Below are 21,207 nucleotides of genomic sequence, written 5' to 3'. Positions count from 1 at the left end.
CGACACCTCCGACTGTCCGCAACCGATACTTGCGGAAGATTGATGGATGACGTGAAGATGTTCACGCCATCCAGACATGAACCGGAGGATTTTCAGGTGACTGCCTCCCCGTACGGCCTGCACCGCGTGCTCGAACCCGCCGGCGTGCTGCCCCAGCAGGCCTGGCGGCTGGACGCGGACCCGACGCCGTGGCCGGACGAGGTGATCATCGACGTCGACCGACTCAACCTCGACGCCGCCTCCTACCGCCAGCTGCGCGAGCAGCACGGCACCGGCGACGCCGTCCGCGCCGCGGTCCTCGAGATCATCGAGCAGCGCGGCAAGATGCAGAACCCCGTCACCGGCTCCGGCGGCATGCTGCTGGGCACCGTCCGCGAGGTCGGCGAGCGATCCCCGCTGGGCCTGCGCCCCGGCGACCGCGTCGCCACCCTCGTCTCCCTGACCCTCACCCCGCTGCGCGTCACCGACGGCCTGGCGTCCTGGGACGGCGAGGACGAGCAGGTCCCCTGCACCGGCACCGCCGTCTTGTTCGGCCGCTCCATCGCCGCCGTGCTGCCCGCCGACCTGCCCGACCCGCTGGCCCTGTCCGTCCTCGACGTCTGCGGCGCGCCCGCGCTGACCGACCGCGTCGTGCGGGAGAAGGCCGGGCAGCGCGGCCGCGCCGCCACCGTGTGCGTGCTCGGCGGCGGCGGCAAGTCCGGGTCGCTGTCGCTGGCCGCCGCCCGCCGCGCGGGCGCCGGCAGGCTCGTCGCGCTGGTGCCCACCGACGCCGAGGCCGCCGCGGTGCGGGCCGCCGGCCTGGCCGACGAGGTCGTCGTCGCCGACGCCCGCAACCCCGTCGCCGTCGCCGACGCCGTCGGCGAGCAGGTCGACATCACCGTGGTGTGCGTGGACGTGCCCGGCTGCGAGCACGGCGCGATCCTGGCCACCGCCGACGGCGGCACCGTCGTCTTCTTCTCCATGGCCACCTCCTTCGCCGCCGCCGCGCTCGGCGCGGAGGGCCTGGCCGCCGACGTGGAGATGATCGTCGGCAACGGCTACGTGCCCGGCCACGCCCACCTGGCGCTGGACCTGCTGCGCGAGGAACCCGGCGTGCGTGCCCTGTTCGAGGGGCGCGCCGGAGTCGCCGCGCACGCCGCGGGCGCCGACGGGCAGACTTCGTCCCCGTGACGACCGAGAACACCGCCGCGACCACCCGCAGGCCCCACACCACGCTGCTGCTGGGCGGCCGGATCCACTCCCCGGCCAACCCCGACGCGACCGCCATGGCCGTCACCGACGGCACCGTGGTGTGGCTCGGCCAGGACTCCGTCGGCCGGGCGCTGCACCCCGACGCCGACGTGGTGCCGCTGGACGGCGCGTTCGTCGCGCCCGCGTTCGTCGACGCGCACACCCACGCCACCGCCACCGGCCTCCAGCTGCACGGCCTCGACCTCGCCGGCGCCGACAGCCTCGCCTCGTGCCTGGCTCGGGTCGCCGCGCACGCCACCGCCCACCCCGGCGCCCCGATCTGGGGGCACGGCTGGGACGAGACGCGCTGGCCCGAGCGCCGCCCGCCGACCCGCGCCGAGCTGGACGCGGTCGTCGGCGACACTCCCGCCTACCTGTCCCGCATCGACGTGCACTCCGCGCTGGTGTCCACCGCCCTGGTCGCGCTCGCGCCCGGGGTCCGCGACGCCGACGGCTGGTCGGAGCGGGGACCGCTGACCACCCAGGCCCACCACCACAGCCGTGGTGCCGCGAAGGACGCGCTGCGGCCCGAGCAGCGCGCCACCGCCCAGCACGCGTTCCTCCGGCACGCCGCCGCCAGGGGCGTCGCGAGCGTGCACGAGTGCGCCGGTCCCGACATCTCCAGCGCCGAGGACCTCGCCGACCTGCTCGCCCTGTCCCGCCGCGGCGGCCTGCCCGAGGTCGTCGGCTACTGGGGCGAGGCGGGCGCCACCGCCCGCCTCGGCGAGCTCGGCGTGCGCGGCCTGGCCGGCGACCTGTTCGTCGACGGCGCGCTCGGCTCGCACACCGCCGCCCTGCTCGAGCCCTACACCGACCGGCCCGACAGCACCGGCGCCCTGTACCTGGAGCCGAAGGCCATCGCCGAGCACCTGGTCGCCTGCACCGAGGCCGGCACGCAGGCCGGGTTCCACGTCATCGGCGACGCCGCCGTCGCCGCCGTCGTCGAGGGATTCGCCCTGGCCGAGCGGACCGTCGGCGCGCCGGCCCTCGCCGCGCGCCGCCACCGGCTGGAACACCTGGAGATGGTGACCGCCGAGCAGGCCGCGCGACTGGCCGCGTGGGGCGTGGTCGCCTCCGTGCAGCCCGCGTTCGACGCGGCCTGGGGCGGCCGGCACGGCATGTACGCCGACCGGCTCGGCCCCGACCGGGGCAGCCGCCTCAACCCGCTGTCGCGGCTGGCCTCCGCCGGCATGCTCCTCGCGCTGGGCTCCGACGCGCCGGTGACCCCGGTCGACCCGTGGGCGGTCGTCCAGGCCGCGGTGCACCACCGCACCGACGGCCTCGGCCTGTCGCCGAGGGCGGCGTTCACCGCGCACACCAGGGGCGGCTGGCGCGCGGCCGGCGTCGACGACGGCGTCACCGGCACGCTCCAGCCCGGCGCGCCCGCCACCTACGCCGTCTGGGACGCCCCCGAACTCGCCGTCACCGCGCCGGACTCGCGCGTGCAGCGCTGGTCGACCGACCCGCGCTCCCGCGTGCCCGGCCTGCCGCCACTGGATCCCGGCACACCACTGCCCACCTGCCTGCGCACCGTCCTGCGCGGCCAGGTGATCTTCGACCGCGAGGGAGCACTGGGTTGACCGCACCACCCGCCGCCATCAGCCCCACCGGGTTGCTGAACCTGGACCCCACGGTCGTGGCGACCGCGCGCAGGCTGGCCGCGCGCGCCGCCGAACCCGTCGTGGCGATGGCCAGGGCGCACACGACCGTCGCCGTGGAGCGCGCCACGCTGCGGCTGGCCGGCATCACCGGGGCCGACAGCACCCACCGCGCCGGTGACGTGCCTTGGGTCAACCGGGTCGTGGACACCGTCCGGGAGCACTGCGGCCTCGAGCACGGCGCGGTCCTGCCGGTGTTCCACGCCCTGCGCGAGCACAACCTCGGCACGCTCACCGAGCTCGCCGAGGCCACCGCCGCCGGGCAGGTCCGCTACACCGTGCCCGATGGCCGCGACCGGGACCGCGCCGCGAAGGCCGGCCGCACGGCCGTGGCCAGGGGCCTGCGCACGGTGGACCGCAACCGCGCCCAGCGCGACCGGCTCGTCGGCAGGCTCGGCGACCCGAAGCAGCGGCCGTGGATCTACCTGATCGTCGCGACCGGCGACATCGACGAGGACGTGGTGCAGGCCGCGAACGCGGCCCGCGCGGGCGCCGACATCATCGCGGTGATCCGCTCGACCGGGCAGTCGCTGCTGGACTACGTGCCCGAGGGCGCCACCCACCACGGCTTCGCCGGCACCTACGCCACCCAGGAGAACTTCCGCATCATGCGGGCCGCCCTGGACGAGGTCTCCAAGGAGGTCGGCCGGTACGTGCGGCTGACCAACTACGCCTCGGGGCTGTGCATGCCCGAGATCGCGGTGCTGGCCGGGCTGCAACGCCTGGACATGATGCTCAACGACTCGATGTACGGGATCCTGTTCCGCGACATCAACCCCGTGCGGACCTTTGTGGACCAGCGGTTCTCCCGGCAGGTCCACGCCCGCGCCGGCATCATCATCAACACCGGCGAGGACAACTACCTCACCACCGCCGACGCCGTGGACGCCGCGCACACCGTCACCGTGTCGCAGCTGCTCAACGAGCACTTCGCGCACGAGGCCGGACTGCCAGACCACCTGTTGGGCCTCGGCCACGCGTTCGAGATCAACCCGACGATCCCCGACTCGTTCCGGCTGGAGCTCGCGCACGCGCTGCTGGCCCGCGAGCTGTTCCCCGACGCGCCGCTGAAGTGGATGCCGCCGACCAAGCACATGACCGGCGACGTGTTCAACGGCTACCTGCTCGACGGGTTCTTCAACCTCGCCGGTGTCCTGACCGGCCAGTCGATCCTGCTGGTCGGCATGATGACCGAGGCCGTGGTCACGCCGTTCCTGTCCGACCGCGACCTGGCGTTGGCCAACGTCCGCTACGTGCTGGGCGCGGCGGGCGCGCTGGCGGAGGACTTCCGGCCCGCGCCGGACGGCCTGATCGTGACGCGCGCCAAGCAGGTGCTCGGCGAGGCCGTCGACCTGTTGGAGCGCATCGTCGACGACGGTCTGCTCAACGCGATCGCGGACGGCACGTTCGGGCTGATGAAACGGCCCGCGGACCGGGGCAAGGGCGTGGACGGCGTGGTCGAGAAAGCCGACGGCTACTGCAACCCGGCCTCGGAGCTGCTGGAGTCCGGCCAGTCGGAGGAGGGGGCCACCGCATGACCGACACCATGGGCGCGCAGGCCGAAGCGGGCACGCCGGACGGGCCCGGCGCGAAGCGGTACGTGCGGCCCTACGGCGACACCACCGGCGACGGCATGGCGCAGCTGTCGTTCACGCTGCCCGTGCCGCACGGCCCGCGCGCCGACGGCGCCGCGCAGCAGTTGGCCAACAAGATGGGCATGGATCCCGCGATGGTGGTGCACTCCCATCCCATCGGCGCGGACTTCACCTTCTTCGTGGTCTACGGCTCGGTGTCGCACCTGGTTGACCTGGACACCGTGCGGGTGGTGGAGCGCGAGTTCCCGCTGCTCACGCCGTCGGAGGTCAACGCGGACGTGAAGAAGCTGTTGCGCCGCAAGCTCGTGGTGGTCGGCGCGTGCATCGGCACCGACGCGCACACCGTGGGCATCGACGCGATCCTCAACATCAAGGGCTTCGCCGGCGAGAAGGGCCTTGAGTACTACCGGGAGCTGCGGGTGGTGAACCTCGGGGCGCAGGTGTCGGTGCCGGAGCTGGTGCGGCAGGCCCGCGCGGACAAGGCCGACGCGGTGCTGATCTCGCAGGTGGTGACCCAGCGCGACGCGCACATCCTCAACACGCAGGAGATGTCGGCGGCGTTCCGCGAGGCGATGGGAGACCGGCGTCCGCTGCTGATCGCGGGCGGTCCCCGGTTCGACCCGCTGATGGCGGGCGAGCTGGGGGTGGACCGGGTGTTCAGCCGGGGCACTACTCCCGGCGAGGTGGCGAGTTATCTGGTGCACGCGGTGCGGACGAAGCGAGGAGCGACGGTATGACGGGGGCATTGGTCGAGGGTTTCGCGGTGACCCACCGCAGGTACGTGCCCTACGCGCACGCCCACTACGGCGGCAACCTGGTCGACGGCGCGTACAGCCTTGGGCTGTTCGGGGACGTCGCCACGGAGCTGTGTGTGCGCACCGACGGCGATGAGGGCCTGTTCGCGGGCTACGAGTCGGTGGAGTTCGTGTCGCCGCTGCACGCCGGTGACGTGGTGGAGGCCACCGCGACGCTGGTGCGCATCGGCAACCGGTCCCGGCGCGTCGAGTTCGAGGCGCGGGTGGTGTGCCGGGCGGCGACCGACCGGGGGCCCTCGGCGGCCGACGTGCTGGACCCACCAGTGGTGATCACCCGCGCCACGGGCACCGTGGTGGTGCCCATCGCGGCAGGCTGAGGCGCGGGCGCCCCGCGATCCGGTCGCGCCGCGCCGACCGGGCCTGCTCGGCCGGCGCGGCGCCCAGGTAGGTGTGGAGGTCCTCGAGGAACGTGCGGCGCAGCGCGGGGATCCGGCCGGTGTGAGGCCGAAGTGGGCGCGGGCGTCGGCCAGCGCCAAGCGGCCGACGCCGGGCTTGTAGAGCGGGTCGTCGCCGCTGGTGCCGTTGTTGTCCAGCGCGTCGGTGGCGCTACCGATCCGTCGGGGCGAGGCCTGCGAAGTCGGCCATCACCTCGACCTGGTGGTCGAAGTACTCCTGCCGCGCCGCGAGCATCGCCTCCAGCCGGCCGAACACCTCGAAGCTGATCAGGCCGAACAGCTGCGTCCACAGCGTCATCGCGACCGCGAGCACCGCCTCGGCCGGCACCGCCGCCCATTCCCTCGGCAGCGGTTCTGGACCCGGCCACTTGCCCATCAGCTCCCGCAGGTCCGCCAGCAGCGCGGGCGGCATCGGCGTGGCCGGGCCCTGCGCGAGGTGGCCGGCCGCCGCGCCGTCGAACAGCACCGCGACCACCGCCACGATGACCCGCGAGGCCGGGCCGACCGTGTCCTGCGGCGCGGCGTAACCGGGCACCGGGCTGCCGTAGATCAGCGCGTACTCGGCCGGGTGCTCCAGCGCCCAGGTCCGCGCGGCCCCGCAGACCGCCAGCCACCGGCCGCGCGGGTCCGCGCGCGGCACGGCGGCCTCCGCCGCCTCCACGGCCGCGCCCATGTCGTCGTAGGCGCTGGTGATCAGCGCGGTGAGCAGCGCGTCGCGGCTGGGGAAGTACCGGTACAGCGCCGAGGGCACCATGCCGAGGTCCCTGGCCACGGCGCGCAGCGACAGGTTCGCGCCGTCGGCGGCGAGGTGGCGACGGGCGACGGCCTTGATCTCCTCGGTCAGCTCCGCCCGTACCCTGGCCCGGATCGATGGCGCTGTCATGCTGGGATTATCGCACACAAGCGAGACTGGCGACACGAAGCGAGAACGCTGTTCTTGACTTGGCGCGCGCCGTGAGTCAAGCTCTGTGCAGCACCGGAGAACACCGTTCTCGCGCCGAATCACCGCACTCGGAGGTTGTTCCTGATGGCCCTGCACGTGATCGTCGGCGCCGGCCCCGTCGGCTCCGCCACCGCCCGCCTCCTCGCCGACAGGGGCGACCAGGTCCGCGTCCTGACCCGCTCGGGCACCGGACCCGACCACCCAGCCGTCGAACGCGTCACCGCCGACGCCACCGACGCCGACGCGCTGACCCGCCACACCGAGGGCGCCGACGCCCTCTACAACTGCGCCAACCCGCCCTACCACCGCTGGCCGACCGACTGGCCCCCGCTGGCCGCCGCGCTCCTGCGCGCCGCCGAGGCCACCGGCGCCGTCCTGGCCACCACCAGCAACCTCTACCCCTACGGCCCTGTCGACGGCCCCATCACCGAACACACCCCGCTGCGCCCCAACGGCGCCAAGGGCGAGGTCCGCGCCCAGATGTGGCGCGACGCGCTGGCCGCCCACCAGGCCGGCCGCGTCCGCGCCACCGAGGTCCGCGGCTCGGACTACCTCGGCGCCGGCACCCAGTCCCTGCTCACCGCCCTTGTCCTGCCCAAGGTCCTCGCCGGCGGCCGCGCCAGCGTCCCCGCCGACCTGGACGCCCCGCACAGCTGGACCTACGTCGGCGACGTCGCCGCCACCCTCGTCGCCGCGGCGGGAGACGACCGGGCCTGGGGCCGCGTCTGGCACGTGCCCACTGGCCCAGCCCGCTCCATCCGGGAGATCGCCACCGAGGCCGCCGACCTGGCCGGCGCCCCGGCGCCGCGCCTGTCGACCATGCCCGGCGCGCTGCTCTGGCTCGGCGGACTGGCCAGCCCGCTGGTCAAGGAGCTGCGCGAGACCCAGTACCAGTTCCGGCGTCCCTTCACCATCGACTCCACCGCCGCCACCGCCACCTTCGGCCTGCGCCCCAGCCCCCGAGCCGACGCCCTGCGCGAGACCATCGAGGGCCTGGCCGCCACGCCGCCCGGCAAGGCCTGAACCCGGGGAGCGGGCGGCCGGCGCATACCAGTTCCACACCGGCCGCCCCGTACGCTGATCGGGTGGTCGCACCCGCCGTGACGCCGGACCAGCCGGCCGCCCCCGACACCCCACCCGCCCCAACCGCATCGCGGCGCCGCGGCGCCGTGCCCGCCAGGATGGCCCTGGCCGTCGCGGCAGGCGCGCTGCTGTACCTGAGCTTCCCGCCGCGCACGGTGTGGTGGCTCGCGCCGCTGGGCTTCGCGCTGCTGGCCGCCGTCCTGCACGGCCGCCGCGCCAGGGCGGGCTTCGGCTACGGCGTCCTGGCCGGCCTCGGGTTCCTCGTCCCGCTGCTGCGCTTCACCGGCGAGTTCGTCGGCCTGATCGGCTGGGTCCCGCTGAGCCTGTTCGAGGCGCTGTTCATCGGCCTGACCACCGCCGCGATCTCGCTCGTGTCGACCATGCGGGCCTGGCCGCTGTGGGCGGCGCTGCTGTGGGTGGCGGGGGAGGCCCTGCGCTCGGCGGTGCCCTTCGGCGGGTTCCCCTGGGGCAAGATCGCCTTCGGCCAGCCCGAGGGCCTGTACCTGCCGCTGGCCGCCATCGGCGGCACCCCGCTGATCGGGTTCGCCGTCGCGTTGACCGGCTTCGGCCTCACCGCCCTGGTCCGCGCCGCCCGCACCACCCCACGCGCCACCCGCACCCTGCTGGCCCCCGCGCTCGCGACGGTCCTGCCGCTGCTGGCCGGCGTCGCCGCGATCCCCCTGGTGGGCACCGACGCCAACGCCGGCACCGTCGTCGTCGCCGCCATCCAGGGCAACGTGCCCCGCGAGGGCCTCGACTTCAACTCCCAGCGCCGCGCCGTCCTGGACAACCACGTCGCCCGCACCATGCAGCTGGCCGAGGACGTCCACCACGGCCGCGCACCCCAACCCGACCTGGTGATCTGGCCGGAGAACTCCTCCGACATCGACCCCTACCGCAACCCCGACGCCTGGTCCCGCATCGACCAGGCCGCCAAGACCATCGGCGCGCCCATCTCCGTCGGCGCGGTCGTCGTGGGCGACGACCACCGGCCCCGCAACACCGCGATCCTGTGGGACCCCCAGCGCGGCCCGCTCCAGCAGTACGTCAAACGCCAGCTCCAGCCCTTCGGCGAGACCATGCCGTGGCGGTCCTTCTTCCGCCTGTTCACGCCCCTGGTGGACCGCGCGGGCATGTTCGTCCCCGGCACCAGCCCCGAGGTGTTCACCATGGGACGGGCCAAGGTCGGCATCGCCACCTGCTACGAGGTCGCGTTCGACTCGGTGGTCCGCGACTCCATCACCGACGGCGCGCAGCTGCTGGCGATCCCCACCAACAACGCCACCTTCGGCCACACCGAGATGACCTACCAGCAGCTGGCCATGTCCCGGGAACGCGCCGTCGAGCACGGCCGCTCCGTCGTGGTGGCCGCCACCAGCGGCGTCAGCGCCATCGTCGCGCCGGACGGCACCGTCACCAAGCGCAGCGGAGCGCTGTTCACCCCCGACGCGCTGGTCGAGACAGTGCCGCTGCGGTCAACCACTACGCTGGCCACTCGGCTCGGCGGCTGGCCCGAATGGCTCATGACCGCCGCCGGGCTGCTGGCGCTGGCCTCGGGCATCACGACCCGGGTCCGGCTCCGCCGCGCGCACCGCGCGGACACCGGCGCGGCCGCGGCGGCCGACACGACGAACTGACCGACGAGCACACCGTCCGGCGCGCACCCACGCGCCGGCGAGGAGGACACGGATGACGGACCAGCAGGCGCAGGGTCGACACGAGCTCGGGCCGGTGCTGGTGGTGATCCCGACCTACAACGAGCGGGAGAACCTCGGACCGATCGTGGCGCGGCTGCACGCCGCGCTGCCGCAGGCGCACGCCCTGGTCGTCGACGACGGCAGCCCCGACGGCACCGGCGCGCTGGCCGACGAGATGGCCGAGGCCGACGAGCGGGTCCACGTGCTGCACCGCACCGAGAAGGCGGGCCTTGGCGCCGCCTACATCGCGGGCTTCCACTGGGCGCTCGCGCGCGACTACGACGTCGTGGTCGAGATGGACGCCGACGGCTCGCACGCGCCGGAGGACCTGCCGAGGCTGCTGGCCGCGCTGCGCGAGGCCGACCTCGTGCTCGGCTCCCGCTACGTGCCCGGCGGGAAGGTCGTGAACTGGCCCAAGCACCGGGAGTGGCTCTCGCGCGGCGGCAACATCTACTCCAAGATCGCGTTGGGCGCGAAGCTCAACGACATCACCGGCGGGTTCCGCGCCTACCGCCGCGAGCCGCTGGAGCGGATCAAGCTCGACAGCGTCGCCTCGCAGGGCTACTGCTTCCAGATCGACCTGGCGTGGCGGACCATCGAGGCCGGGTTCCGCGTGACCGAGGTCCCGATCACCTTCACCGAGCGCGTCATCGGCGAGTCGAAGATGAGCGGCAACATCGTCCGCGAGGCGCTGCTGCGGGTCACCAAGTGGGGCCTGCGCCGCCGCCGCGACCAGCTGCTCGCCCTGCTCGCGCCGCGCCGCGAGCCCGCCAACCGGGCCTGAGACGCCCCTTCGCCGCCGGCCTCGGGCCGGCGGCGAAGGGACTCCGTGCATGCGACGAGGCCGCCCCCGGTTCCAGTACCGGGGGCGGCCTCGTCGGTCTGTCCGATCAGTGCGGTTACGCGGAACGCGTCCGGCGCCCGCGCAGCTCCTCGAGCCGCTCGTTGAGCAGCTCCTCCAGCTCCGGGATGCTGCGGCGCTCCAACAGCATGTCCCAGTGCGTGCGGGGCGGCTTCACCTTCTTCTGCTCCGGCTCGGCTCCGTCGATCAACTTCGACTCGGTACCGTGAAGGCGGCACTCCCAGGTGGGAGGGACCTCGGCATCGTCGGAGAAGGGGACCTCGAAGTCGTGCCCCTTGGGGCAGGCGAACCGCACCGACCGGCGCGGGGCGAGATCGTGATTGCGGTCGGTCTCGTAGCTGACTGCTCCGAGCCGGCTGCCACGCAGTACGCGGTCGGCCATGGCGGTTGTCCTTTCGCTCGGCTCAGGGCCGGGGCCCAGGTTGTGCTTACCGAGTGCAACGAACGGCTTGGTCCGTTCGTTCCCGGTCTTGAGGTCATGGTTGCCGACAGTGACGTCTTTCACGTGTCAACGAAGGCTCCCACCATAGGGATGCAATCGCGCGAGCTTCGTGACGCGTTATCCGACTGTCGTGCAACCGCATCACTCTAACGGAGGAGTCCAGGTCGCGTTGCGTGTGGTCAGGTAAGACTCAGTTGACCGTTATGTGGCACAGTTGGCCCCAAATCGCCCAATCTGAAGTGACGCCGACAGAGCACCTGGTAACGCACCGTAGTTTCGGGGTGTTCGGCGGCGCGTCGGTGCGCTACGTCACCATCGCCGGCGGGCTCGAACTGCTCCGTGTCGGCCACCAACACCGTGTCCCCGGCCCGCATCACCCGTCCGGCCCGCACCCGCGCGTTGAACCGCCCCGGCAGGCCGCACCAGCACAACACCTCCACCTGCACCGCCTGGAGCTCGTCGGCCAACTCGAACAACCGCCGCGACCCCGGAAACATTTCGCTGCGGAAATCCGTCGCGATCCCGAAGCAGTACACGTCGACCTGCACGTCGTCGGCCAGCTCCGCCAGCTGCTCCACCTGCGCCGAGGACAGGAACTGCGCCTCGTCGACGATCAGGTAGTCCACCCGGTGCCCCAACGCCCACTGCTCCCGCACCAGCTGCCGCAGATCGTCGCCGTCGCCGACCTCCACCGCCGTCCGCGTGATCCCGATCCGGCTCGTGATCGTCGGCTTCCCCGACCGGTCGTGCCGCACCAGCAACAACCCACGCCGGCCCTGCCGCGAGTGGTTGTGATTGATCTGCAACGCCAACGTGGACTTCCCACAGTCCATCGGGCCGTAGAAGAACCGCAGGTGCCCGACCACCGGCGTCGCGCGGCGGGCACCGGCCGCCGGCACGGCCGACAGCGCGTCGGTGGGATCAGGGGATAGGGTCGCAGCAACATCCACGGCCGGTGACCCTACGTCAACGCCTCCGCGCCCGTCGCGGCCCCGCCCAAGGTCGCCGGGGGAGTGTTGCCCGCGGCGAGAATCGCCTTGCGGACGTTCACCGTCAGTAGCAACGCCAACCCCACCACGAAGAACACCACCAGCGAGAAGATCGCCGACCGATAGCTGCCCGTGTTCTGCAACGTCAACCCGAACACCAACGGACCCAACGCGCTCGTCCCCGAACTGGAGATCTCGTACAGGCTGAAGTACTCCGCCTCCTTCGCCTTCGGGATCATGCTCGAGAACAACGACCGCGACAGCGCCTGCGTCCCACCCATCACGATCGACAACGCCAACGCCAACCCGAAGAACTGCAACGCGCTGCCCACCTGGAGGAAGTACGCCGCCACGACGATCCCCACCCACACCACCAGGCTCACCGCGATCACCCGCTTCGCGCCCCACCGGTCCGCGAACCGCCCCAACAGCAACGCCCCACCGAACGCGGTGAACTGCACGATCAGGATCGCCGTCAACAGCGTCGTCTCACCCAGCTTCAACTCCTTCTGCCCGTAGTCCGCGGACAACGTCGTCACCGTCGAGATGCCGTCGTAGTACACGAGATAGGCCACCAGGAACAACAGGCTCAACGGGAACCGCCGCAACCCCCGCAGCGTGTCACCCAACTCCCGGAACCCCGAGGTCAACACCGAACCCGACACCGGCCGCCGCTCCACCGCCCCCTTCGGCAGGTGACGCAGGATCCGCAACGGCACCAGCATGAACACCGCCCACCACACCCCGGCGCTGCACAGCGACAACCGCGCCAACAACGCCGAGTCGTGGATCAGGAACGACGCCACGAAGTTCAAGGCCAACAACACCCCGCCACCGATATAACCGGCAGCCCACCCCACCGACGAGATCCGATCCCGCTCGTCCGGGCTGGCCAGATCCGGCAACAACGAGTTGTAGACGATCTTCCCGCAGCTGTAGGACACGTACGCCAGCGCGAACAGCACCGACCCCAACACCCAACTGGTCAGCCCCACGAACAACATCGCCGCGCAGCTGGCCGCACCCACATACCCGAACCCCAGCAACATCAGCCGCTTACGGCCCGTCCGGTCCGCGATCGCCCCCACCACCGGCAACATCACCAACATCAACACACTGCACGCCGACACCACGTACGTGAACAGCGAACCCGGCGCCAGCGGAATGCCCGCCACATGCAGCCGCCCGTGCTCACCGACCGCGTTGGTCGCCACCGCAGGCAGATACCGGCTCATGAACACCGTCACCACGGTCGCCTCGAACGTGTGGCTCGCCCACCCGTAGGCGTACCACCCCAACCGCGCCCGCCGCAGCTCCGGGGCCGCCTTGGCACCCACCCCAGCGATCTTCGACATCGATCATGCCCTCCGCGCCAACCAGTGCCCGACCAGCGCGTTCCCGCGCGGGTACGCGGACTGTACTGGCCACAGCACCCCCACACCGCGCGATCAGGGCATCCCGTTGCCGCATGGACGCCCAGCCTTCACCTGGCGCCGCGCCCACAACCCTTCGACGGGTCCCTCCCGGCCCAGACCGCGCCCCGCCGCATCGCGCCGCCCCAACACCGCCCCTACGCCCCGCCGGCGTCGGCAGGCCAACACCCACGGGACCGCAACACCTCACGCAACACGTCCGGCCGATCCGTCACCAACCCGTCAACCCCAAGATCCAACAACCGCCGCATCTCCACCTCCTCATCCACCGTCCACACGTGCACCTCAACACCCCGCCGCCGCGCCGCAGCCACAAACCGCCCATCCACCACCGTCAACGGCCCCTGCCGCACCGGCACCTGCGCCATCGCACCCCGCACCACACCACCCACCGGCAACCCCGCCACCCGACCCGACGCCCACAACGCCCCCACCGACAACGGACCCATCGACGTCAACAACCCCGGCCCACCCAACCGCCGCAACCGCGCCAACCGCGCATCCGAGAACGACGCCAAACACACCCGATCCAACGCCCCCGACCGCCGCAACACCCCCAGCACCGGCCCCACCGCCGCATCCGACTTCACATCGATGTTGAAAAACGCCCCAGGCAACTCCTCCAGCGCATCCTCCAACCGACACACCGGCTCCCGACCACCCACCTTCGCCGCGCCCACCACCGACCACGGCAACCCCGCCACCGCACCAACCCCATCGGTCGTGCGATCCAACACCGCGTCGTGATGCACCACCACCACACCATCCGACGTCGCATGCACATCGGTCTCCAAGTACCGAAACCCCTCCGCCACCGCCCGACGCAACGCCGACAACGAGTTCTCCATCCCGGACAACTCACCCAAATGCCACCCCCGATGCGCGAACGCACGAGGATGCGGACCAGCCAGATACGGGTGCGAATCGATGCTCACCCGCAGCAGTCTGCCCTCACCCGGTAGCCGCCACGTGACCACCCGGTGGCCACACAGGACACACCCCACCCCACCCGACCCGGCCAAACTCACACCCACCCACGGCGGGGCACCACCAACCCACCCCACCCCGCCCGGCATGATGCACCCCGTGCCCGGTGATCACGCGAGTACGGAACTGGCCACCCAACCAGCCGACCCCCTCCGCAGCCGCGCCGAACCACGACACTGCGCCTGGTGCGGACGACGACTACCCACCAACGGCCGCGTCGGCCGCCCACGCCGCTACTGCGCCCAACCCTGCCGCCAACGCGCCTACGAACAACGCGCCGCCGTCCAACGCGGCGGACTACCCGAAGACGCCGTCGTCCTCTCCGGCACCGAACTCGCCGACCTCCAGGACCGCCTCTTCCAACTCCGCTGCGCAGCCGAAGACATCATGACCGCAGCACAGGACGGCGCCGGCCCCGACGAACTCCACAAACTCGCCGCAGAGATCGCGCACACCGCCATAGGATTGGAACGACTCCGCTAACCGGCCTACTTGACCGTGCACCGGCTTGCCCACAACCCGCCCGACGACCACGATGACGGCGCGGACGGCAAGGAGGAACGGGTGATCGTGAACGGCGCAGACGGCGCCCTCTACCGCAACGTGCTCACACACGCCGACATCGGCCTCGGCGTCACCGACCTCCAAGGCACGCTGCGCTGGGCAAACCCCGCACTCGCCGCCATGCTCGACATCCCCGCCGACCAAACCACCGGCCGCTCCCTGCCCGCACTCCTGCCCGGCATCCCCGAAACACCCCGCCCCGGCCTCGCCCTCCTCGTCCCCACCCGCGAAGCCCCAGGCCACCGCTGGCTCGACATCACCTGCGACACCCTCCCCGGCGACACCGAACTGCTCTACCGAGCCATCGACGTCACCGACTGGCGCGACCGCGAACTCGAAGCCACCCACGAAGCCCACGCCCTGCGCCGCGCCCAGGTCCTCGGCCGCATGGGCAACTGGGAATGGTTCGTCACCGACGACCGCGTCGTCTGGTCAGACGCCCTCCTCGACATGTTCGGCTACCCACCCGGCACCGAACTCGACTTCGCCCGCTACTGCCAACTCGTCCACCCAGACGACCTCCCCGCACTCCAGGCCACCCTCGAACACGCCATGCACAACGGCACCCCCTTCACCTACACCCACCGCATCCGCGTCGCCGACAACACCGAACGCGTCTTCGAATGCTTCGGCGAAATCATCACCGACACCGACGGCAACCCCACCCAGGTCCTCGGCACCGCACACGACATCACCCAAGCCCGCCGAGTCCACGACGAACTGCTCCGCATGGCCGAAGAAGACCCCCTCACCGGCCTCCCCAACCGCCGAGCACTCACCCGCGAACTCGAACGCCAACTCGCCACCGGCAACCCCGGCGCCCTCCTCCTGCTCGACCTCGACAACTTCAAAGACGTCAACGACCTCCGCGGCCACGCCGTCGGCGACCGCGTCATGCGCACCCTCGCCAGCACCCTGCACACCCGCCTCACCCAACACCAGGTACTCGGCCGCCTCGGCGGCGACGAATTCGCCGTCATCCTCCCCAACCACACCACCCACCAAGCCACCGAAGTCGCCGCCCGACTCCGCAACGCCGTCGCCGCACTCCCACTCATCACCTGCGGCATCAACACCCGCATCACCGTCAGCACCGGCGTCGCCGAATACACCCAAGGCGACAGCTGGGAACTCGTCCTCGCCAACGCCGACCTCGCCCTCTACGCCTCCAAAGCCGCAGGACGAGACCGCGTCACCGTCTACGACCCCGGCCACTACGCCGACACCGCCAAACGCGTCTCCATGCTCGACCGCCTCCGCACCGCACTCGACAAAGGCGGCTTCGAACTCCACGCCATGCCCATGGTCCAACTCGCCAGCAACCGCACCCTCGGCTACGAACTGCTCCTCCGCCTCAACGACGGCCAAGCACCCGCACTCGGCCCAGCCGAATTCCTCCCAGAAGCCGAACGCTCCGGCCTCATCCTCGACATCGACCGCTGGGTCCTCAGCAAAGCCATCGACGCCCTCGTCACCGACCCCAGCCCCCACCTCCGCTTCAACGTCAACGTCTCCGGCCGCACCCTCGAAGACGAAGACTTCGCCGACTTCGTCCTCGACAAACTCGCCGCAGCCGGCGTCGCACCAGGCCGCCTCGGCCTCGAAATCACCGAAACCGCCGCCGTCACCAACCTCGACGCCGCCCGCGCACTCTCCACCCGCCTCCGCGCCATCGGCTGCCGCATCACCCTCGACGACTTCGGCTCAGGCTTCGGCTCCTTCATCCACCTCAAACACCTCCCCATCACCGGCATCAAAATCGACGGCGAATTCGTCCACGCCATCGACACCCCAGGAGCAGACGCCGTCCTCGTCTCCGGCATCGTCGCCATCACCAGAGGACTCGGCCTCTCCGTCGTCGCCGAATGGGTCGAACGCCCCGCACAGGTCGAAGCCCTCACCAACCTCGGCGTCCGCGTCGCCCAAGGCTTCCACTTCGGCCGCCCACGCCACCTAACGGACGTACTGATGCCGCCAAACGGCGCATTGTCCAGCCACCTCGCCAACACCGAGGATGGGGCCCGCTCCTGATCACAGGCCGGAAACCACACCCGGCCCAACCCGATCGGAACCACCACGTGCCCCACAGCCCCGTCCGCGGCCTGCGCTGCATCGACCTGCGCACCACCAACCCCATCGCCACCGCCGAGCACTACCAGCAACTCCTCGGCTGGATCGCGCTCCCCACCGGCGACGGAGCCGTGGACTGCTGGGTGGGGGACAGGCTCGCCGCCCGCATCCACCCCACCAACACCGGCGAACAACCCGGCTGGCACCTCATCTTCGGCGGCGCCACACCCCGCGCCCTCACCGACCCCACCGGCACCACCGCCACCACCGACAGCGGACGCGTCCAACACGGCCCTTGGGCACCCGAACCACGCCACGGCGAACCCTGCTGGACCGAACTCCTCACCAACACCGACACCGACCACTACTGGACCACCGAACTCGGCTGGCACACCCGCCAACCCACCCCGGCAACACCCTTCACCCTCTACGAAACCACCGGCGGAAACGACACCACCAAACCCATCGCCGGCCGCCTCCTCCTCGACCACGACCTCGCCGCCCGCGTCGGCACCGGCTGGATGTGCTACTTCGCCGTCACCGACACCAACGAAGCAGCCGCCATCAACCACCAACTCGGCGGCACCGTCCTCCTCCCACCCCAGGACGTCCCCACCGGCCGCATCACCACCATCGCCGACCCAACCGGCAACATCTGCACCCTCCTCCAGAACCCCACCGGCTGGGGCGGCACCTGGACCACCTGACCCAACCCCTCAACCAGCGAGCTCCGGCGGAAAACCACCCGACGCCACCGGACCCCACCGATCCACCACCACCCGGATCAACGACTTCCCCTGCCGCACCATCGCAGCCCGGTACTCCGCCCAATCCGGGTGCTCCCCGGAAATCGACCGGTAGTACTCCACCAACGGCTCCAACGCCTCCGGCAGGTCCAACACCTCAGCACGCCCATCCACCTGCACATACGGGCCATCCCAGTCGTCGGACAACACACACAACGACACCCGCTCGTCCCGCCGCGCATTACGCGCCTTCACCCGCTGCGGATACGTCGACACCACCACCCGACCCTCCGCGTCGACACCACACGACACCGGCGACACCTGCGGCCGCCCATCCGCGCGGGTCGTCACCAACAACGCCCGATGCCTCGCACGCAGAAACTCCAGCAACTCGGCGCGATCAATGACCTTCGCTGACGCGATCTTTGCAGACATGCCACCACCCTAGAACCACCACAGGGGAGCAGACAGGGCACACCACGCCCACCCACACCCCAACGCGGCTACCTGCCACGCCACGCCAACCGTCACGCCCTCAGCACCGCCCGGTAGCCACCACCAACCACTACTCGGCCGCCACTCGCGCCACCTCACCCAACGCCCGATACGTTCGATTGCTCGCCACCGCGGCCCGCCGCTCCCGCGCCGTCGCCTCGATGTAGTTCTGGCTCGTCGCCAAACTCGCATGCCCCAACAACGCCATGATCTCCGACGCCGACGCGCCATCCTCCGCCAACCGCGTCGCGAACGTGTGCCGCAACGCATGCAGATTCGCCCCCGACGGCACCCGGTCATGCAGACCCGCCCACCGATAACACGACCGCACCAGGTACTCCAACGCACCCCGACCGATCGGCTCACCGGCCCGATCCCGCAACAACGCCGAACCCCGCCCGAACCGCCCAGCCCGAAAACGCCGCCGACACGACTCCAGATACACCTCGACGATCCGCTCCATCGCAGGCTCGATCGGCACCGAACGATCCCGACTGCCCTTACCCAACACGTGCAACCGCCGCTCGCCAGGCCGCCCAACCACCGACCCCAACGTCAGCGACCGCATCTCCGCCGACCGCAACCCCGCCACCAAACCCAACGCGATCACCAACACATCCCGCTCCGGCCACGGATCCCGCGCCCGCCGCGCCCCATCCGCCGCAGCCGACAACAACTGCTCCGGCGTGTCCTCCCCACGCAACGGCTTGGGCACCAACGGGGGAGCCTTCGGCCGCGCCACCGCCGCCATCGGATTGCCCGCCAGCAGCTCGTCGGCCACGCAGAACGTCAGGAACTGGTTCCACGTCGACCACGCCCGCAACACCGAGCTCTTCGCGTGCGAGTCCGCGAACTGACCGAACGCCGACCGCAACACCCCCGTCGTCAACTCCTCGACAGCCAGCCCCTCGACCGACCGCCCCGTCACCTCGGCCAACAACACGTTCACCCCGGCCAGGTCGCGCCGATACGCGGCCGTCGTGTGCGGCGAGTCCTTGCGAGGTCGGCGAGCGAGGAAGAAGGCGTCCTGAGCGTCCAGCACGTGCATAGTGATCTTGTACAGCACGCCACCGACAAGAACCGGAAACACCCTGGTCCCGGCGCTCGCCCCGCGCCCGGCCGCCGGCGACCGCCAGGCGCCGACCGCCCGAAGCGCCGACCCTCGTCCAACAGGGATGCCGCTTCTATGAATGGCGATCCACGACTCGGTGACGCCAAAGGCACACTCAATCCCGACGCCGAGTCTCGCCAACACGCACCTCGAAGAATGACCCGATCGTGTGAGTCGGCATTGCCGTCGCATTAGGCCGTTCGGGTGATATCGCTGGCCAATGATGATTCCCGCATCCACACTGCAATTGTGCACGCCGCAACGGCGAATACGACCACGAGTCGGGCGCGATCTCCCAGGGTGTGGAGGTCGTGCCGATTCTGCGGCCATTTCCCTCGACATCCGCGACTACAGGAGCAACTGGCCGCGGACCTCAAGGTGCTGTGGTGGGTGGTGACGTCCGGAACGATTCGCGCGGAACGGCACTGCGTTCGATGTGCGCCGAGGCGAATTCTGTGGTCGGTCGACTGTACGCACTGTGCCGACGGCCCGCTCGTCGTGGTCGAAGGCATGGTGGAGGCGGAGCGAGCCAGGCGGCAGACGCTGTCCGCGTTGTCGGCGGCCCGCTGGCGCGTCGACGGGGGAGCGGGGCTGGTGTGCGCGCGATGTCGCCGATCCGAATCGTAGATCAACACGTGGGGGAGAAGGAGCAGGGGAGTGGCCTCTGAATGTCGTGGGCGCGACGCGAATAGCCCGACGAGGATCGCGTGCGGAGCCGGTATGCTGTCACCGGCCGATGGGTCGGTCTGCACCGGCTTACCGTCGATATGATGGATAATGCATATTATCCATCATATGTGGCGACGGGAGGGGTTGGCCCTCTCGCGGGGGATGGAAATCCCGCCGCGCTCGCCGGAGGCCCATTCGAGCCCGTCATAGCGTCGTTTCCGCTGTCAGCCTCGCGGCATTCGACTCGGACCCATGGGTGGCCATTGCCTCGAAGGAGGCGCGGCGTGGTCGGCATCGTGGGCGATCCGGAGTCGTCGGCGGTCAGCGCGTATCGGCTCGGCGCGTTCGTCGTCTCGCGCTCATCCCGCCACACCACCATTAATACGTCACAGTGACGTATTAATGGTGGTGTGGCGGGATGGTGGGCACGCCGCTCGGTAGGCGACCCCGCACCTGCGGCCCGCCATCGGACCGTCCGGGTGCTCGCTCCCGGCTGTTCAGGCGCCAAGGGCGTCGACCGTCGATCCGCACGACGATGCGTCGCGGCGTTCCCTGGTGGACGCCGTGCGGCTGCTGCGGTGTTCGTGGTGCAGCGCGACCGTCGCGAGTCGTCCCGAGGCTCCTCTTGGCCTGGTCAGGCGCCTGGTGACAAAGTGCCGATAATCTACATTATGTTAAGTGAAGGCTGATGACGGCCGGGCAGGCCTCTCCCGCTACGCCTTCCCCGGCTTGCGGGCCAGGAAGAAGCCCTGCGGTCCCTTCTCGTCCGGGTCCGCGCGCCGCACCAGGCGGCCGACCTCGACCATCCCGGTGTGGCTCGCCAGCTCCGCGACCCGGTCCGGCGACAGCCAGTAGACGTCCAGCGAGATCTCGTGGCCGTAGCCCTGCGCCAGGTGCCGCAGCTCGTCGCCGACCTTGAAGGCGATCATCAGGTGTCCGCCAGGGGCCAGAACTCGGTGGAACTCCGCGAACATCACCGGCAGCTGCTCCGGCGGCGTGTGGATGATCGAGTACCAGGCCAGCACTCCGCGCAGCGACTCGTCGGGCAGGTCGAGGTCGAGCATCGAGCCCTCGTCGAACTGGAGTTCCGGGTGTCGTTGGCGGGCGACGGCGACCATCTTCGGCGACAGGTCGATGCCGCGGATGGCCAGTCCGAGCGAGTGCAGGTGTGCCGTGATGAGGCCGGGACCGCAACCGAGTTCCGCGACCGGTCCCCCGTCGGCTGCCTTGACCACGTCGGCGAACGCGGTGAGCATCGCTCGGTCGAAGGGCTTGTTCTGGAGCTGGCCGTCGAGGAGCTCGGCGTAGTTGACGGCGACGGTGTCGTAGGAAGCCCTGGTGGTGCGCACGAAGTCCGGTTCGATCATGGGGAGGACCGTAGTCCGCGGGCCGAGTTGGGCGGGCCGTTTTCCTGCCGGTGATC

19 protein-coding genes are annotated in these 21,207 nt (G+C 70.9%); 11 read left to right on the top strand and 8 right to left on the bottom strand.

Going from position 1 to position 21,207, the window contains the following annotated elements; genetic code table 11:
• The first annotated feature begins 96 nt into the window (after positions 1-96).
• Genes kdd through kal form a run of 5 tightly spaced genes read left to right on the top strand, consistent with a single transcriptional unit; the run spans position 97 to position 5,615 of the window.
• Positions 97-1,170 (top strand): L-erythro-3,5-diaminohexanoate dehydrogenase, encoded by a 1,074-nt coding sequence (kdd, locus tag F0L68_RS04150; protein ID WP_223198477.1) that lies wholly within the window; start codon positions 97-99, stop codon positions 1,168-1,170.
• Positions 1,167-2,810 carry an amidohydrolase gene (locus F0L68_RS04145; protein WP_223198476.1) on the top strand — a complete coding sequence of 548 codons (1,644 nt, stop codon included), beginning with the start codon at positions 1,167-1,169 and terminating at the stop codon, positions 2,808-2,810. Before kdd ends, F0L68_RS04145 begins: the two co-directional genes overlap by 4 nt.
• Positions 2,807-4,426: a lysine 5,6-aminomutase subunit alpha gene (gene kamD / locus F0L68_RS04140; protein WP_223198475.1), complete on the top strand. Its 1,620-nt coding sequence runs from the start codon at positions 2,807-2,809 to the stop codon at positions 4,424-4,426. The genes F0L68_RS04145 and kamD overlap by 4 nt, the downstream gene beginning before the upstream one ends.
• Positions 4,423-5,220, top strand: coding sequence for a lysine 5,6-aminomutase subunit beta (kamE, locus tag F0L68_RS04135; protein WP_223198474.1), 798 nt, complete (start codon positions 4,423-4,425; stop codon positions 5,218-5,220). The genes kamD and kamE overlap by 4 nt, the downstream gene beginning before the upstream one ends.
• The gene (kal, locus tag F0L68_RS04130) at positions 5,217-5,615 is read left to right on the top strand and encodes a 3-aminobutyryl-CoA ammonia lyase (protein WP_149848046.1); all 399 of its coding nucleotides are present in this window, start codon (positions 5,217-5,219) and stop codon (positions 5,613-5,615) included. Before kamE ends, kal begins: the two co-directional genes overlap by 4 nt.
• A gap of 229 nt (positions 5,616-5,844) precedes the next feature.
• Here kal and F0L68_RS04125 read toward each other — a convergent pair whose 3' ends face one another.
• Positions 5,845-6,576, bottom strand: coding sequence for a TetR/AcrR family transcriptional regulator (locus F0L68_RS04125; protein WP_149848045.1), 732 nt, complete (start codon positions 6,574-6,576; stop codon positions 5,845-5,847).
• A gap of 144 nt (positions 6,577-6,720) precedes the next feature.
• Here F0L68_RS04125 and F0L68_RS04120 point away from each other — a divergent pair, with 144 nt between their 5' ends.
• From F0L68_RS04120 to F0L68_RS04110, 3 genes are all read left to right on the top strand, one after another.
• Positions 6,721-7,659 carry an NAD-dependent epimerase/dehydratase family protein gene (locus F0L68_RS04120; protein WP_149848044.1) on the top strand — a complete coding sequence of 313 codons (939 nt, stop codon included), beginning with the start codon at positions 6,721-6,723 and terminating at the stop codon, positions 7,657-7,659.
• A 62-nt stretch (positions 7,660-7,721) separates the two neighbouring features.
• Positions 7,722-9,356: an apolipoprotein N-acyltransferase gene (lnt, locus tag F0L68_RS04115; protein WP_223198473.1), complete on the top strand. Its 1,635-nt coding sequence runs from the start codon at positions 7,722-7,724 to the stop codon at positions 9,354-9,356.
• A gap of 52 nt (positions 9,357-9,408) precedes the next feature.
• Positions 9,409-10,200, top strand: a complete 792-nt coding sequence (locus F0L68_RS04110) for a polyprenol monophosphomannose synthase (protein WP_149848043.1) — start codon at positions 9,409-9,411, stop codon at positions 10,198-10,200.
• A gap of 115 nt (positions 10,201-10,315) precedes the next feature.
• Here the strand turns inward: F0L68_RS04110 and F0L68_RS04105 are convergent, their stop codons facing one another.
• The 4 genes from F0L68_RS04105 to F0L68_RS04090 all read right to left on the bottom strand — a co-directional run bounded on the left by F0L68_RS04105 (position 10,316) and on the right by F0L68_RS04090 (position 14,077).
• Positions 10,316-10,660, bottom strand: coding sequence for an RNA polymerase-binding protein RbpA (locus tag F0L68_RS04105; protein WP_149848042.1), 345 nt, complete (start codon positions 10,658-10,660; stop codon positions 10,316-10,318).
• Between the two features lie 239 nt (positions 10,661-10,899).
• Positions 10,900-11,670, bottom strand: a complete 771-nt coding sequence (locus F0L68_RS04100) for a thymidine kinase (protein WP_149848041.1) — start codon at positions 11,668-11,670, stop codon at positions 10,900-10,902.
• Positions 11,671-11,681: 11 nt separating this feature from the next.
• Complete coding sequence (locus F0L68_RS04095; protein WP_149848040.1) at positions 11,682-13,064, bottom strand: MFS transporter; 1,383 nt, start codon at positions 13,062-13,064, stop codon at positions 11,682-11,684.
• A 215-nt stretch (positions 13,065-13,279) separates the two neighbouring features.
• A complete protein-coding gene (locus F0L68_RS04090; RefSeq protein ID WP_438672244.1) occupies positions 13,280-14,077 on the bottom strand; it encodes a glycerophosphodiester phosphodiesterase family protein in 798 nt (265 codons plus the stop codon).
• Positions 14,078-14,219: 142 nt separating this feature from the next.
• Between F0L68_RS04090 and F0L68_RS43300 the strand changes: the two genes are divergently transcribed.
• Genes F0L68_RS43300 through F0L68_RS04075 form a run of 3 tightly spaced genes read left to right on the top strand, consistent with a single transcriptional unit; the run spans position 14,220 to position 17,470 of the window.
• On the top strand, positions 14,220-14,612 hold the full coding sequence (locus F0L68_RS43300; RefSeq protein WP_223198489.1) for a hypothetical protein: 393 nt from the start codon (positions 14,220-14,222) through the stop codon (positions 14,610-14,612).
• A 15-nt stretch (positions 14,613-14,627) separates the two neighbouring features.
• Positions 14,628-16,724: a putative bifunctional diguanylate cyclase/phosphodiesterase gene (locus F0L68_RS04080; RefSeq protein WP_223198488.1), complete on the top strand. Its 2,097-nt coding sequence runs from the start codon at positions 14,628-14,630 to the stop codon at positions 16,722-16,724.
• 47 nt (positions 16,725-16,771) lie between these two features.
• Positions 16,772-17,470 (top strand): VOC family protein, encoded by a 699-nt coding sequence (locus F0L68_RS04075; protein ID WP_149848038.1) that lies wholly within the window; start codon positions 16,772-16,774, stop codon positions 17,468-17,470.
• Positions 17,471-17,479: 9 nt separating this feature from the next.
• Here F0L68_RS04075 and F0L68_RS04070 read toward each other — a convergent pair whose 3' ends face one another.
• The 3 genes from F0L68_RS04070 to F0L68_RS04060 form a co-directional block, all read right to left on the bottom strand.
• A complete protein-coding gene (locus F0L68_RS04070; RefSeq protein ID WP_149848037.1) occupies positions 17,480-17,944 on the bottom strand; it encodes a PPOX class F420-dependent oxidoreductase in 465 nt (154 codons plus the stop codon).
• Between the two features lie 130 nt (positions 17,945-18,074).
• Positions 18,075-19,070 (bottom strand): tyrosine-type recombinase/integrase, encoded by a 996-nt coding sequence (locus F0L68_RS04065; RefSeq protein ID WP_149848036.1) that lies wholly within the window; start codon positions 19,068-19,070, stop codon positions 18,075-18,077.
• Positions 19,071-20,497: 1,427 nt separating this feature from the next.
• Positions 20,498-21,151, bottom strand: a complete 654-nt coding sequence (locus tag F0L68_RS04060) for a class I SAM-dependent DNA methyltransferase (RefSeq protein ID WP_149848035.1) — start codon at positions 21,149-21,151, stop codon at positions 20,498-20,500.
• Between the last annotated feature and the right edge of the window lie 56 nt (positions 21,152-21,207).

Origin of the sequence: Solihabitans fulvus (assembly GCF_008386585.1) — a bacterium.
Lineage (GTDB): Bacteria > Actinomycetota > Actinomycetes > Mycobacteriales > Pseudonocardiaceae > Solihabitans > Solihabitans fulvus.
This window is presented reverse-complemented; position numbering and strand designations above follow the sequence as displayed.